Annotated in this window: 13 protein-coding genes and 3 pseudogenes; 9 read left to right on the forward strand and 7 right to left on the reverse strand. The window is 43.9% G+C overall.

Annotated features, from left to right (window positions below; all coding sequences use genetic code 11):
* Window positions 1–42 precede the first annotated feature (42 nt).
* The 3 genes and pseudogenes from carA (at window position 43) to greA (ending at window position 4,977) form a co-directional block, all read left to right on the forward strand.
* On the forward strand, window positions 43–1,197 hold the full coding sequence (gene carA / locus ACJMKR_RS03345) for a glutamine-hydrolyzing carbamoyl-phosphate synthase small subunit (RefSeq protein WP_423063771.1): 1,155 nt from the start codon (window positions 43–45) through the stop codon (window positions 1,195–1,197).
* Window positions 1,176–4,391 (forward strand): annotated as a pseudogene (gene carB / locus ACJMKR_RS03350) (carbamoyl-phosphate synthase large subunit); the annotation flags it as partial. The gene carA and the pseudogene carB, both read left to right, overlap by 22 nt.
* 106 nt (window positions 4,392–4,497) lie before the next feature.
* Window positions 4,498–4,977 carry a transcription elongation factor GreA gene (greA, locus tag ACJMKR_RS03355; protein ID WP_423063773.1) on the forward strand — a complete coding sequence of 160 codons (480 nt, stop codon included), beginning with the start codon at window positions 4,498–4,500 and terminating at the stop codon, window positions 4,975–4,977.
* Between the two features lie 266 nt (window positions 4,978–5,243).
* On the opposite strand, the gene ACJMKR_RS03360 is transcribed toward greA, so the two are convergent.
* Together ACJMKR_RS03360 and ACJMKR_RS03365 are read right to left on the reverse strand one after the other, a co-directional pair.
* Window positions 5,244–5,666 (reverse strand): hypothetical protein, encoded by a 423-nt coding sequence (locus ACJMKR_RS03360; protein WP_423063774.1) that lies wholly within the window; start codon window positions 5,664–5,666, stop codon window positions 5,244–5,246.
* 1 nt (window position 5,667) lies between these two features.
* Window positions 5,668–5,811 carry a hypothetical protein gene (locus ACJMKR_RS03365; protein WP_423063775.1) on the reverse strand — a complete coding sequence of 48 codons (144 nt, stop codon included), beginning with the start codon at window positions 5,809–5,811 and terminating at the stop codon, window positions 5,668–5,670.
* A gap of 209 nt (window positions 5,812–6,020) precedes the next feature.
* On the opposite strand from ACJMKR_RS03365, the pseudogene ACJMKR_RS03370 reads away from it, so the two are divergent.
* The 3 genes and pseudogenes from ACJMKR_RS03370 to ACJMKR_RS03380 form a co-directional block, all read left to right on the forward strand.
* Window positions 6,021–6,886: pseudogene (locus ACJMKR_RS03370) on the forward strand (IS3 family transposase); the annotation flags it as partial.
* Between the two features lie 260 nt (window positions 6,887–7,146).
* A pseudogene (locus ACJMKR_RS03375) lies at window positions 7,147–7,377 on the forward strand (integrase core domain-containing protein); the annotation flags it as partial.
* A gap of 293 nt (window positions 7,378–7,670) precedes the next feature.
* On the forward strand, window positions 7,671–8,564 hold the full coding sequence (locus tag ACJMKR_RS03380) for an IS982 family transposase (protein ID WP_423062298.1): 894 nt from the start codon (window positions 7,671–7,673) through the stop codon (window positions 8,562–8,564).
* Here the strand turns inward: ACJMKR_RS03380 and ACJMKR_RS03385 are convergent.
* From ACJMKR_RS03385 to eda, 5 genes are all read right to left on the reverse strand, one after another.
* On the reverse strand, window positions 8,551–9,246 hold the full coding sequence (locus tag ACJMKR_RS03385) for a cyclin family protein (protein ID WP_423063776.1): 696 nt from the start codon (window positions 9,244–9,246) through the stop codon (window positions 8,551–8,553). The genes ACJMKR_RS03380 and ACJMKR_RS03385 overlap by 14 nt on opposite strands.
* On the reverse strand, window positions 9,203–9,769 hold the full coding sequence (locus ACJMKR_RS03390) for a cyclin (RefSeq protein WP_423063777.1): 567 nt from the start codon (window positions 9,767–9,769) through the stop codon (window positions 9,203–9,205). Before ACJMKR_RS03390 ends, ACJMKR_RS03385 begins: the two co-directional genes overlap by 44 nt.
* Window positions 9,770–9,841: 72 nt before the next feature.
* Window positions 9,842–10,051, reverse strand: a complete 210-nt coding sequence (locus ACJMKR_RS03395) for a hypothetical protein (protein WP_423063778.1) — start codon at window positions 10,049–10,051, stop codon at window positions 9,842–9,844.
* 56 nt (window positions 10,052–10,107) lie between these two features.
* Entirely contained in the window at window positions 10,108–10,665 is a 558-nt protein-coding gene (locus ACJMKR_RS03400; RefSeq protein WP_423063779.1) for a thioredoxin family protein, read from the reverse strand.
* Between the two features lie 89 nt (window positions 10,666–10,754).
* Window positions 10,755–11,432: a bifunctional 4-hydroxy-2-oxoglutarate aldolase/2-dehydro-3-deoxy-phosphogluconate aldolase gene (gene eda, locus ACJMKR_RS03405; RefSeq protein WP_423063780.1), complete on the reverse strand. Its 678-nt coding sequence runs from the start codon at window positions 11,430–11,432 to the stop codon at window positions 10,755–10,757.
* A 13-nt stretch (window positions 11,433–11,445) separates the two neighbouring features.
* Between eda and ACJMKR_RS03410 the strand changes: the two genes are divergently transcribed.
* The 3 genes from ACJMKR_RS03410 (at window position 11,446) to manD (ending at window position 14,871) form a co-directional block, all read left to right on the forward strand.
* A complete protein-coding gene (locus ACJMKR_RS03410) occupies window positions 11,446–12,699 on the forward strand; it encodes an MFS transporter (RefSeq protein WP_423063781.1) in 1,254 nt (417 codons plus the stop codon).
* Between the two features lie 149 nt (window positions 12,700–12,848).
* A complete protein-coding gene (locus tag ACJMKR_RS03415; RefSeq protein ID WP_423063782.1) occupies window positions 12,849–13,661 on the forward strand; it encodes an SDR family NAD(P)-dependent oxidoreductase in 813 nt (270 codons plus the stop codon).
* A gap of 1 nt (window position 13,662) precedes the next feature.
* Window positions 13,663–14,871, forward strand: coding sequence for a D-mannonate dehydratase ManD (gene manD / locus ACJMKR_RS03420; RefSeq protein ID WP_423063783.1), 1,209 nt, complete (start codon window positions 13,663–13,665; stop codon window positions 14,869–14,871).
* Window positions 14,872–14,878: the final 7 nt, after the last annotated feature.

Genomic DNA, 14,878 nt, shown 5'->3' on the forward strand with positions numbered 1-14,878 from the left:
AGTTTTAATCTTTTAAATTTATGTCGGAGCCATGTAGATAAAATGAGTGAAGTTGGTCCGCAGAATGGGCGATTGCCCGCGGTACTGGCGTTAGCCGACGGCTCACTGTTTTTTGGATTCTCCTTAGGTGCAAATGGTCAAACGGTTGGTGAAGTAGTCTTCAACACCTCGATGACCGGTTACCAAGAAATTCTCACCGATCCTTCTTATGCCGAGCAGATAGTCACGCTGACTTATCCGCATATCGGGAATGTGGGAATCAACCCGAGCGACTGCGAATCTCACCGTGCATGGGCTGCTGGTTTGATCATACGTGAGCCTTCACCGATCGTTAGTAACTGGCGCGCCGAACAATCGCTCGAACAATATCTAAAATCGGAAAACATCGTCGCGATTGCCGGTGTTGATACCCGACGTCTGACGCGCCTTTTGCGTACAACCGGTGCGCAAAACGGGTGTATCCTAGCGGGTGAACATATCGATGCCGATGAAGCGATTCGACAAGCCAAGGCTTATCCCGGTTTACAAAATAAAGATTTAGCGAAAGATGTTTGCACGCAAACAATAGAGCCTTGGCACGAGGGTTCTTTGACGCTCGCGGGTGACGCGGAATCGACACCTCGTGAAAAATTTCATGCGGTCGTCTATGACTATGGCGTTAAACATAATATTTTACGGCTTCTAGTCGATCAGGGCTTTCGGGTTACATTAGTTCCAGCACAAGCCTCGCTCACCGATGTGTTAGCGTTAAAGCCGGACGGTGTTTTGTTGTCAAACGGCCCGGGCGATCCGGCGGCGTGTGACTATGCCATCAAAAATATTCAGCAACTCATGGCAAAGCGTGTGCCATTATTTGGCATTTGCCTGGGCTTTCAATTATTAGCCCTGGCGTGTGGTGCGAAAACGGTAAAAATGAAATTCGGCCATCACGGTGCAAACCATCCGGTGCAAGATTTAAAAACGGGACGTGTTTTTATTACCAGTCAAAATCACAGCTTCGCTGTAGATGAAAATACTTTACCGAGTGATTTAGCAATCACACATCGCTCATTGTTTGATAATACCTTGCAAGGTATTGCACATAAAACTGTACCGGCAATGGCGTTTCAAGGTCATCCAGAAGCAAGCCCGGGCCCTCATGATATTGTAGAAATGTTTAGAGACTTCGTGGAATTATGCCAAAAAGAACCGATATAAAAAGTATCTTAATCATAGGCGCTGGTCCCATTATTATCGGCCAAGCGTGCGAATTCGATTACTCCGGCACACAAGCCTGTCGTGCTTTGCGTGAAGAGGGGTATCGCGTCATTTTGGTAAACTCCAATCCCGCAACGATCATGACCGATCCTGACATCGCCGATGCAACGTATATTGAACCGGTGACGTGGGAAGTGATTGCAAAAATTATCGAAAAAGAACGCCCGGATTCACTATTACCCACGATGGGCGGGCAAACGGGATTAAATTGTGCGTTGAGTTTAGTGCGCGAAGGCGTATTAGAAAAATATGGCGTGGAGCTGATCGGTGCCTCACGTGAAGCTATCGATAAAGCGGAAGATCGCCAATTATTCCAAAAAGCCATGCATAAAATTGGCCTACAAACACCGAAATCGGGTTTAGCGCATTCGATGGAAGAGGCGTGGGAAACCTTAGAAAAAGTAGGGTTTCCAGCGATTATTCGCCCATCATTCACATTGGGTGGTAGCGGAGGTGGTATTGCCTATAACCGTGATGAATTTCAAGACATTTGTACCCGTGGATTGGAGCTATCGCCCACCACGGAAATATTAATCGACGAATCAATTTACGGTTGGAAAGAATTTGAATTAGAAGTGGTGCGCGATAAAAAAGATAATTGCATTATCGTATGCACCATCGAAAATGTAGACCCGATGGGTATCCATACGGGTGATTCCATCACAGTTGCACCGGCGCAAACATTAACTGATAAAGAATATCAACGCTTACGTGATGCAGCGATTACAATTTTGCGTGAAATTGGTGTGGAGACCGGCGGGTCGAATGTGCAATTTGCGATTAATCCCGAAGATGGGCGTTTAATCGTTATCGAAATGAATCCACGCGTTTCTCGATCTTCAGCCCTTGCCTCAAAAGCAACGGGTTTTCCGATTGCTAAAGTTGCTGCGAAATTAGCAGTGGGTTATACGCTCGATGAATTACGCAATGAAATTACGGGTGATCGCACGCCAGCATCCTTTGAGCCGACAATCGATTATGTCGTGACAAAAATTCCGCGCTTTAATTTTGAAAAATTTCCCCAGACCGAGCCGCGTTTAACGACGCAAATGAAATCGGTGGGTGAGGTCATGGCAATTGGTCGTAATTTCCAAGAGTCGTTGCAAAAAGCCATTCGTGGTTTAGAAATTGGTGTTTATGGCTTTGAGTCTAAAATCAATTTAGAAGAAGGCCAAGACGTAGATGATGTGATGCGTGAAAAAATAAAACGCGAGTTGCGTTTTCCGGGGCCCGATCATTTGTGGTATGTAGCGGATGCCTTCCGAATCGGATTTGGGCTGCAAGAGGTGCATGACTTTTCCAAAATTGACCCGTGGTTTTTGGTGCAAATTCAAGAGATCGTTGAAATTGAAAACTCACTCAAAGAAGTGCGTCTGAAAAAATTATCGCGCGATGAGTTATTTTATTTAAAGCAAAAAGGCTTTTCGGATCGTCGTTTGGCGCAGCTCATGCAAACGACACAAACGGAAGTGCGAAAATATCGTCACAAATTAAAAATCCATCCGGTCTATAAACGTGTCGACACATGTGCGGCGGAATTTGCAACAGACACTGCTTATATGTATTCGACTTACGACGAAGAAAATGAATGCTTCCCCACTAAAAATGAAAAAATCATGGTGTTGGGTGGTGGTCCGAATCGTATTGGGCAAGGCATTGAATTTGATTATTGTTGTGTGCACGCGGCAATGGCTATGCGCGAGCTTGGATACGAAAGCATTATGGTGAACTGTAACCCGGAAACGGTGTCGACCGACTATGATATTTCCAATCGCTTGTATTTTGAGCCACTTACCTTAGAGGATGTGTTGGAAATCGTTGCGATCGAAAAACCGAAAGGTGTGATCGTACAATACGGTGGCCAAACGCCGTTGAGACTCGCAAAAGCCTTGGCGAAACACGGTGTGCCCATTATTGGAACGTCGCCGGATGCCATCGATCGTGCAGAAGATCGTGAGCGATTCCAAGAAGTGATTCATCAATTAGAATTGCGCCAACCACCGAATGGTACTGTGCGCAGTGTTGAAGAGGGCCTGCGGTTAGCAAAAGTATTTGCCTATCCACTCATTGCGCGACCTTCTTATGTGTTGGGCGGGCGCGCCATGAAAGTGGTTTATCATGAAAAAGAATTAACGCGCTACATGACGCAGGATGTGATTGTCTCTTCCGAGCAACCTTTGTTGCTGGATCATTTTTTAGATGATGCTATCGAAGTGGATGTCGATGCGGTTTGTGATGGTCAAGATGTATTAATCGGTGGCATTTTAGAACATATTGAGCAAGCGGGCGTGCATTCAGGTGACTCATCATGTACATTTCCGCCGCATAGTTTAAGTAAAGATTTGCAAGACCGTTTGCGTGAACAGGTACGACAACTGGCTAAAGAATTAGGCGTAATTGGATTGATCAACGCGCAATTTGCCATTCAAGGTGATGAGATTTATGTGCTTGAGGTAAATCCGCGCGCTTCACGAACGGTTCCATTTATTGCTAAGGCAACAGGGTTATCATTAGCAAAAATTGCAGCCCGCTGTATGGTGGGCGTCACCCTACGAGAACAAGGTACAGTCGAAGAACGCATTCCACCGTATTTTACTGTGAAAAAGCCAGTCTTTCCGTTTGATAAATTTGCGGGAGTTGATCCAATACTCGGCCCTGAAATGCGCTCGACCGGTGAAGTGATGGGAGTCGCTGATCATGTGGGTCGCGCGTTTGCAAAAGCTTGGCTTGGTGCAGGTGATGTCATGCCTACAGAAGGTTGTGCGTTTGTCAGTGTGCGCGATGCAGATAAAAAACGCGTTTTGAAAGTTGCACGAAGTTTGCGTGACGAAGGTTTTACAATCGTATCAACTCGTGGAACCGCTAAGGCGCTTGAACAGACAGGTATTGAGTGCCAGCTTGCAAACAAAGTTAACGAAGGCAGGCCTCATATTGTGGACATGATCAAAAACGATGAAATTAGTTTCGTCGTCAATACCACCGAGGGTGAGCAAGCGATTGAAGATTCTTATACCATCCGCAGAAGTGCGATTCAGCATAAGGTTTGTTACACTACCACCTTGGCTGGTGCCGAAGCAGCTATCTCGGCGTTGATTGCTGAGGGTTCAAATGAGATCCACAGGCTGCAGGATCTGCACCAGCGTAATGTTGAAACAGATGAAAAACATTCTGGCATTGCCGCTACCAACGAACGGGCATAGTCAACGTGCTTTTTTGTCATTAATTTCGGAGGAGGGTGGTATGCAAAGCATTTTACCGATCACTGCAAATGGAGTAAAAAAACTCCGCTCAGAACTGGAACGTCTGAAAAATATTGAGCGCCCACGTATTATCACGGCGATTGCTGAGGCTCGAGCGCACGGTGATTTAAAAGAAAATGCCGAGTACCATGCTGCACGTGAGCAACAAGGTTTTGTTGAAGGTCGCATTCAAGACATTGAAACGAAGTTGTCAAACTGTCACGTCATCGACATCAGTCAAATCCCTAACGAAGGCAAAGTAATTTTTGGTTCAACCGTTACCTTGCTCAATCTCAATTCGCAAAATGAAGTGACTTATCAGATTGTTGGCGAAGATGAAGCGGATATCAAAGAAAATAAAATCTCAGTGACCTCGCCGATCGCACGCGAACTCATCGGTAAGTTTATCGAAGATGTGGTTGAAGTGACGACACCCAAAGGTGCTGATGAGTACGAAATTGTCGATGTGCAATACGTGTAGTCTTGAATTTCAATTGCTTGCCAGTACGAGAAAGGGTCCGTCGCCCTAAAACACGGACTCTTTCTCTTTGCCGCAATTGAAATGCTGTTCGAGAGTGGATGACTCAACCTAACCTCGTCATCCCGGAAATTTTGCATAGGGATATGCAAAATTATCCGGGATCCAAACCGTTACCAGGGATGGGAAAAAATCACATCATTTCGAGCAATAGCAAGAAATCTCAAGCGTGCAGCACTTCGTATCCAGTGACATCGCAATTACTTTCCTCAAGGAAAATCCAGTTTAACCAGACCGGGTTCTGAGTTGTAATCTGCTTCGTTTTCGTTAGGCGCTATCGAGTCAGTGAGCGAAGGATTGCTGTCAAGCATCTTAAAAATAGTATGTTTTATAGTCTCTGAGAATACCTGCTCATGGAGAGACTCATAATCTGATAGTGTAGTTTGAGCATAGTTACAGTAAATCTCCATTTCATCAGAGAGTTTTTGGATTTCACCTTCTGTAACACAGCTAATTCGTGTTAGGGCACGGTTGAGAGTTTCTGGTGATATATCCTGATAATGTTGTCTCAGTACCAATACTAGAGCGGCTAGCAATAAACGATGCACGGTGAATTCGTGAATATAAATCGGATTTTTAGTGTTAAACGTATTTGAATGTAGGTGGTAAATGTAATTAGTCGCTAAAAGCATTTTATAAAGAGTCAGGTGACAATAATAATTTTGACCTTTCCCCCGATGCGCGCCATGGAGAGCGAAGCGAAGGCGCGTATTCCGCGGTAGGCTCGGATTTTTTGCCGAGCGTAAGCGACTGCAAAAAATCTTTACGAGCCGTCAAGTCATTTGAGAGCCCGTGCGTAGTCGAGCCGTGAGGTCGCGGAGCGCGGGCGACGAGGACGTCCGCGGCTATTTAAGTTGTCGCGTATTGCGAGTCGATTATTGACAGGGATGGCAATAATCTATCACGAGCATCGCGACACGCTTGCAAACTTAACACCATGACATGGATGAGATTTCCAATTATTCTACGACCGAGGAGATCTCAACATGAAAAAACGTTATACAGAAGAACAAATCATTAAAGCGATCAAAGAGCATGAAAGTGGCGCTAAGGTGGAAGACCTGTGCCGTCGCTTAGGCATATCTGGCGGTACTTTTTACAATTGGCGTAGCAAGTATGCTGGCCTAGAGGTTAACGAAGCTAAGCGCCTGCGAGAGCTGGAGTCCGAGAACAATAAGTTAAAAAAGCTGCTGGCTGAAAAGATGTTAGAAAATGAAGCGCTCAAGGATGTTGTTTCAAAAAAGTGGTAACGCCTGCTAGCAAGAAGCAGGTTGTTTGTCACTTAATGAGCGCCTTTAAGCTGAGTGAACGAATGGCCTGCAAGCTAGTCGGGCTAAGTCGAACGGCTTACCGTTACGGACCCAAAAAGCGACGAGACGAGTTGATTAGAGCTCGATTAAAAGAATTGGCAGCTCAGTATTCTCGGTATGGTTATTTAATGCTTCACAGCCTCTTAAAAGCAGAGGGGCTTGTCATGAATAAGAAAAAAACCTACCGGATTTACAAAGAAGAAAAGCTCCAGGTGCGTACAAAAAAGCGTAAAAAAATACAGCGACTACGATTAGTGATGTCATCACCGACTCAGAGAAATGAGCGTTGGTCGATGGATTTTGTTTACGATCAGCTGGCCAATGGAAGGCGTTTTCGTGTGCTAAACATTATCGATGATTTTAATCGTGAACTTATTGGCCAGCTAACAGCATTTTCTATATCAGGACGTCAGGTGGCACGCTTCCTAGCAGAGCTTAGTGAGCAACGCAGGCTGCCAAAACAAATTGTTTGTGATAATGGTACAGAGTTTACAAGCAAAGCAATGTTCTTTTGGTCCAGGGAAAACAAAACCAAGCTTGCGATGCGAGCCATGGAGAGGCGAAGCCGATGGCGAGTATTCCGCGGCAGCCGCCGATTTTTGACAGAGCGGAGTGCCGAAGGAACGGAGTTCCGTAGGCAGCGTAGCGAGTGGCAAAAATCTGTAGGCGGCGTCGAGTCATCTGGAGACAGTGCGCAGTCGGCCGCGAGGTCGCGGAGCGCTGTCGACGGGGACGTCCGCGGCTATTTAGGTTGTCGCGTATTGCGAGTCGATTATTGACAGGGATGCCAATAATCTATCACGAGCATCGCGACACACTTCCTTTCATTCAACCTGGAAAGCCAACTCAGAATGCGTTTGTTGAAAGCTTAAATGGCAAGTTCCGCAACGAATGTTTAAATCAACACTGGTTTCGTTCAATTGAAGAAGCCCGACATGAAATCAACCAATGGAGAAAGCACTACAATACTAAAAGACCACACAGTTCATTAAATTATATGCCGCCTATTGAATTTGCGAAACAGGCTGCTTAACATGAATATCTCATCGGTGTCCTGGTACTAGTTTAGGGGGAAGGTCAATTTAAATGTTCGATATAATCTCGGATTGTATAGGAAGGCTTGGTGGCGCAGTGGAAAATAGAAAGAAAATTGCTTTTGGATTGAAGACAATTGCCGGATGGATACAGGATTTCAAAATAATGACTAAATGTAACCTGAGTTCTGTATAAGAAAAGGAATAAGTGAATGAAATAATTGAAAAAAAGACCGGAACCGCTAAAATTTAGCTCCAAAATTACAGCTAAATAATGTAACAGGAGTTAATCATGTTGGCACCGGTCACGGAGATTTTTTGTGATATGGATGATTTTTGCAAGGATTATTTGAAAGGTCAATCAAAGTATTTGCTACCGAACCCAGACAGAAAACGAGATCGAGCGATGCAAATGAGCTTGTCTGAAATTGGCACCATCATTGTGTTGTTTCAAATGAGTCACTATCGCACATTTAAGGATTTTTATTGTGGATGTGTTTTACAAGACATGAAGAAGTATTTTCCTACGGCGCTGAGTTACACACGTTTTGTCGCCTGCCAATCAGCAGCGCTAATGATGCTCGCCGCCTATTTGCTTTCGAGAAAGGGCAAACACACGGGATTGTATTATATTGACTCAACTACACTACGCGTATGCCACAATAAACGAATTTATCGAAACAAGGTTTTCAAAGGCATTGCTAAACGCAGTAAAAGCACAATGGGCTGGGTTTACGGCTTTAAACTACATATTGTGATTAATCATCAAGGGGAATTAATCCGTTTTTGTTTAACGAAAGGGAACGTGGATGATCGCGCTGTTGTTAGAAAATTAATGGCTAATTTAAAGGGGTTGGGCGCTGGCGATAAAGGGTATCTTGGAAAAGATCTTGCGGACGATTTGGCAAAACACGATTTAAAATTTGTGACAAAAGTCCGTAAAAATATGAAGAACAAAATGCTTTCTGCATTTGAAAAGTTTTTCCTAAAACAACGTGGCATCGTAGAAACGATTATCGATCAGTTGAAAAACTTGTATCATGTTGAGCATTCGCGTCATCGTAGTCCGATTAATTTTTTAGTCAATACCCTTGCAGCGCTAATTGCCTATTCTTGGCGACCAAACAAACCAGGAATAAAAACCAACAATATAAAGAATAATTTATACGCAGTTATCCAGAACTGAGGTTAAATGTAGCAATATCGGAGTCAGTTAGTCGTCTATCTGGGGGCAGGGAGGATTTAGGGAGAATCTTAAAACTGCTAGCCTGCGAGTTGTATTCTGAAAAAACACCTCTGATTATAGTTTGATAATAAGAAGGTGAGACATAGAGATTACCTTGCATCGTGAAAAGCATTTCACGTTCAAGTTTATTCATTATAGGTAGAGGGATGCATGCGGCATGGGCCATATCGATGTTGTACGTTGCCATATCGTCAAGATATTTTTGGGCTAATGTTAAAGCTGTTGGTAGTAAATAAGCAATTGTAAGAGGGTGAATGTAGATAGGGCGCTTGATGTTACAAGAAGTAGTATGTAATCTCAAAATATATATAACTGCCAAGACCATATGAGAAAAGGTGACGTCAGATTTTTCGAGGTTATCGATATAATTTTCTACTGAGATGGATAGTGGCTTATATTGAAAAATGGAGAGAAAAGAACTTTGTGCTTGTAAGCGTGAACCTTTTTCAAAAAGGTTTTGAAAGAAAAAAGCAAATACTTTTTTTTCAAGAGGAGTTAAGGGTCCATCCGTAAAATTTTTATCCGTAGAACTTTGAGATTCTCGCGACATGTTGAAATCCTTTTTAATAAGTTTAAATTCATAAGGTATTCTTTGTCGTTGTTTTTGGGATAATTTTTTCATCAGATGATGTTTTCAAGAAAGGTTTGAAAAAATCAAACTTTATAAGCCTTGATAAGATGCAACGAACTTGTTGTTCATATTCTTTAGAGGAGACATTCAAGTTGTTTCCAAGCAAACCAAGCGATTTAGATTTGAGTGTATTTAATTCCTCTGTTGTAATGTCACTGATTTTTGCTAAATCTAAATTTTCAAGATATTGGCCATCGAGATGTTCCATAGCGAGTGCAAGGCTAACTATGAGTAGGCGGTCACAGGTGAGTCTATGAAGATAGATGGGAGATTGAGTTTGATCACTCATTGAAAGGAGTCGTGAAATATAGATGGTAGCGTGAACCATGTGAGGAAAAGACAGTTTTAAATGATTATTTAAGTGTAGAATAACAGTTTTGATTGGAATGCGGGGTATTTTAGGGGATTCGAACGATGCGCGCCATGGAGAGCGAAGCGAAGGCGCGTATTCCGCGGTAGGCTCGGATTTTTTGCCGAGCGTAAGCGACTGCAAAAAATCTTTACGAGCCGTCAAGTCATTTGAGAGCCCGTGCGTAGTCGAGCCGTGAGGTCGCGGAGCGCGGGCGACGAGGACGTCCGCGGCTATTTAAGTTGTCGCGTATTGCGAGTCGATTATTGACAGGGATGGCAATAATCTATCACGAGCATCGCGACACGCTTGAATAGAAACAAATTTTGATTTTGATTGCAAATCCCAGTGAGCTTGATGAAATGAATTAAGGTAAGAAGCAAAAGCTTCGATGTAGTAATAATAATCAGATAGCGGTTCATTCCCAAAGTGGTTATCTCGCGACATCGTTCAATCCCTTTGTTGATAGTTACAATCCTTTTATCAAACGAGAGGGGGTATTATTACTCTTTCCACTTAATGTTACAACCCTGACTTGGGATTTGATTTGGATCGACGGGTGCGCTGGCTAAAATATTATCAAGTGCCGCACGCATGTCTTTTCCAGTGACAGGTACATTGCGTCCTGGTGTTGCGTCATCGAACCGCCCGCGATACACCAGCGATAAATTGTGATCAAAAATAAAAAAATCGGGTGTGCAGGCTGCGTCGTATGCTTTTGCAACCGTTTGCGTTTCATCGTAAAGGTAGGGGAAAGTATATCCAGCGGTCTGTGCTTCTTGTTTCATTTTTGCAGGACTGTCTTCGGGATAGTTTGCGACGTCATTAGCGCTAATGGCGATAAATTTAATTCCCTTGGGTTGGTAGTCGTCTGCAATTTCGACTAAGCCGTGTTGAATATGTTTAACGAACGGACAGTGATTACAAATAAACATAATTACGGTCGCTTTATCTGACTTTAATTCATTTAAGCTCATTTTTTTTCCAGAGACGGTGTCTGGCAAGGTAAAACTTGGTGCTTTAGTGCCAAGGGGTATCATGATGGACGGTGTTAATACCATAAATTGTTCTCCACTATTTTCTATACTTCGTAAAACTCTAATGAGTTTTGATTGTTTGCCAATATGAGAAAGGTAACATTTTCTGACGGCTAAGAATTCTTAATTCCTGCTGCTAGAGCGACGGCTTCCTGAGTTAAAGCTGTAATTTTTTCCCACTCACCAGCCGTGATTAATGCTTGCGGTGCAAGCCAAGAACCACCGACGCTGAGAACATTCGGTAATGATAAATATTCAGCTAAATTTTTAGCATCAATGCCGCCGGTTGCACAAAAGTGAATATCTGGGAAAACATTAGCGTATTGTTTTAGCATTTTAATGCCGCCGGCTTGTTCGGCGGGAAAGAATTTTAATTCCGTCAGGTAATGTTCTCTTGCGATTAAAATATCCGAGGGTGTTGCGACAGCAGGTAAATATGGGATTCCGGCTTTTTTGGCGGCTTCAATCAATGTTGCATTAATGCCCGGACTGACAATGAATGAAACACCGAGGGATTGAATGTCTTCGATGTGTTCAACGTTTGTAACCGTGCCAACGCCAATGACGGCATTGGGAAATTCGAGTTCCATTTGGGCAACTGCATCGAGCGCTAACGGAGTGCGTAATGTCACTTCCAGCGTGTTAATACCACCAGCCGTGATCGCCTTAACCAGTGGAATCACATGATCCAAATCGTGCACGGTAATAATGGGAATGATGGGGGCTGTTTGTAGTATTCGTTTGATGCTCATTGTGCAATAATAAATGAGCTGAGCGAAAAATGCTACCAAGAGGCGCGCAAGGATGCAGGAAGAGTTAAGCCAATCGTTGGCCACAGAACATCTATCCACGCTGATCTTAATTGCCAGCATCGCGGCGGTGTCTGGCGTGTTGCTCGGTTATGAAACCGGCGTTATCTCTGGTGCGATTCTTTACATTAACGATGAATTTATTCTATCGCCTTGGGGCAATCATTTTGTCATCCACAGTATTATAGTTGGAGCTTTTTTGGGTTGTCTTGTCAGCGGACGATTGGCAGATTGTTGGGGGCGCCGTTGGTTATTAATTCTCGCGGCATTAATTTTTTTGATTGGCACGGTTGGATCCTTTTTGGCAACATCATCAGCGTCGTTAATAATGTCCAGAACAATTTTAGGGATTGCCATTGGCATTTCATCATTTACGGCACCATTATATATCGCTGAAATAGCACCGGCAAAATCTCGCGGCCTGTTGGTGTCATTTAATCAGTTAGCGATTACGATCGGTATTGTGATGGCTTATATTTTAGACGCCTATTATGCGAAGCAGGGTGGGCAATGGCGATGGATGTTAGGTTTAGGTGTTGTGCCGGCAATGGTGTTGTTTATCGGAATGCTGTTTGTGCCAAATAGCCCCGAATGGGCAGCGCATCGCAAAAAAAATCATGTTAACTGGCGTGAATTATTTCAGCCGTTTGGGCATTCAGCATTAATTGTAGGTATTGGGTTGGCTTTTTTTCAGCAATGTACAGGCATTAATACAATTATTTATTTTGCACCGACGGTATTTGAAATGGCAGGATTTCAGAGTCACACGGTTGCGATGTTGGCAACCTTTGGTATCGGCATCGCCAATATTATTTTTACACTTCTTTTTTTGTTGTTAATCGATCGCTTGGGTCGTCGCCCTTTATTATTGGTTGGCTTGTTGGGCATGACTTTGGGCTTGAGTGGTTTGAGCATCGCCTTTTACCTAGGTGTGCATTCGAGCCAACTGAAATGGATTGCCTTCGGTGGGATGATGATTTATATCGCTTCATTCGCAATGAGTTTGGGACCGATCATGTGGTTGATGATCGCAGAAATTTTTCCATTCAATGTGCGTGGCTTAGGTACAAGTTTGGCAGCGGCAAGCTGCTGGGGGTTTAATATTATCGTCACATTGCTTTTTTTAAATATCTTTCAATTGCTTGGCCCTAGTGGCATTTTTTTAGCTTATGCTGTTTTGTGCGTGATCGGATTCCTGTTCGCTGCGGCTTACGTCCCAGAGACTTGCGGGATCGATTTGCCGGGCTAGAAATTTCAACTGCTTGCCAAGACCAGAAGGGGTCTGTGTTTTCGAGTCTGGATTTGGGCCTACGAGCCCCTGGCCATCGGGGCCGTCAACAGAGTATACTGTGCACCAATTTCTTAACGTATCGCAGAAACCCAAGAGGTTCTTTACTTATGTTGTTAAAAGATAAGGTCGTGTTAGTGACTGGTTCGACGACAGGGATAGGGGCGGCGATTGCCGAACGGTGTGTGATGGAGGGAGCGAGGGTAATGATTCATGGGCGCTGTGAAGAGCGCGCTAAAGCCATGGTTGCTGAGTTGGGAAAAGACAAGGCCGATTACACCATTTCAGACTTAACTGAAGATGATCCACACATGTATGCCAAGATGATTCAAGCTACGGTTGATAGCTTTGGTCGTATTGACTGCTTGGTTAACAATGCAGGCGCATCACCTCGCAGTACTCTTGATACTATCACGAATGAAAGCTTTGGTTGGGTGGTACGATTGAACATGCGTGCTCCGTTGTTTTTAACTCAGGCAGCGGTGAAAGCGTTTCGTCACCAAAAATCGGGTGGAACAGTAGTAAATATTGGATCAATTAATGCTTATTGTGGCCAGGCCGATTTGCTACCTTATTCAATGACCAAAGGCGCGTTGATGACGATGACGCGCAATTTAGGTAACGCCCTAGGCAAAGAAAATATCCGTGTTAATCAGCTCAATGTGGGTTGGACGTTAACACCGAACGAAAGCAAAATTAAAGAAGGCGAAGGTTTTCCATCAGATTGGGAAGGTAAAATTCCAGCGACGTATGCACCGTCAGGGCGCTTGTTACGGCCAGAGGATGTGGCAAAGCATGTGGTTTTTTGGGTCTCTGATATTTCCGCGCCCGCCAACGCTGTTGTGTATGAATTAGAACAATATCCTGTGATAGGTCGGAATTTAATTAATGAAATTCCATTAGATATTTTTAAAGAGGAATAAAATGAAAATTACGAATGCAAAAGTTTTTGTTTGTTCGCCAGGACGAAACTTTGTCACTATCAAAATTGAAACCGATGAAGGTGTTTATGGGTTGGGTGATGGCACTCTGAATGGTCGTGAGCTTGCAGTCGCTTCTTATTTAGAGGATCACTTAGTGCCGAGCTTAATTGGCCGAAACCCTTTTGAAACAGAAGACATTTGGCAGTTTTTTTATAAAGGCGCCTATTGGCGTCGCGGCCCGGTGACGATGTCGGCTATTGCTGCTATCGATATGGCGCTGTGGGACATTAAAGGCAAAGCCTTAAATACACCGGTTTACAACTTGCTCGGTGGTCGAAGCCGAAAAGGCATTATGGTTTATGGCCATGCTAACGGAGATAGTATTTCTGCAACCGCAGAAGAAGTTGGAAAATACATTCATAAAGGCTATTTGGCGATTCGTGCACAGTGTGGTGTGCCTGGATTGCCGGGTGCTTATGGCGTTTCAAAAGATAAAATGTATTATGAACCCGCAGAAAAAGGATTGCCGCCAGAAAAGATGTGGTCGACGGAAAAATACTTAAATCACGTGCCAAAACTATTTTCGAAACTGCGTGATCTGTATGGTGATGATCCGCATTTACTGCACGATTGCCATCATCGCTTAACGCCGATCGAAGCGGGTCGATTGGGTAAAGAATTAGAGCCTTATCACTTATTTTGGTTGGAAGATACGGTGCCGGCTGAATTGCAAGAAGGTTTTCGCCTGATTCGTCAGCACACGACAACGCCGTTAGCGGTGGGTGAAGTATTTAACTCCATTTACGATACGACGACACTAATTACCGAACAATTGATCGACTATATCCGCATGTCAATTGTGCACGGTGGTGGTATTACACCGATGATGAAGGTGGCTTCTTTTGCAGATATTTATCGTATTCGCACGGGATGTCATGGTCCAACCGACGTTTCGCCGATCACGATGGCGGCATCATTGCACTTTGAAACGGCGATTAATAATTTTGGGATTCAGGAATATATGCGTCACACTCCTGAAACGGATGAAGTCTTTCCGCATAATTATTATTTTGAGAATGGTTATCTCAATGTGAAAGATACGCCAGGCTTAGGTGTCGATTTCAATGAAAAATTAGCCGAAAAATATCCGTACGAGCGTGCTTATTTACCCATCAATCGCAAGCTCGATGGAACGATGTTTGATTGGTAGACAGTCC

Source organism: Candidiatus Paracoxiella cheracis, from assembly GCF_049348705.1.
GTDB lineage: Bacteria > Pseudomonadota > Gammaproteobacteria > Coxiellales > Coxiellaceae > Paracoxiella > Paracoxiella cheracis.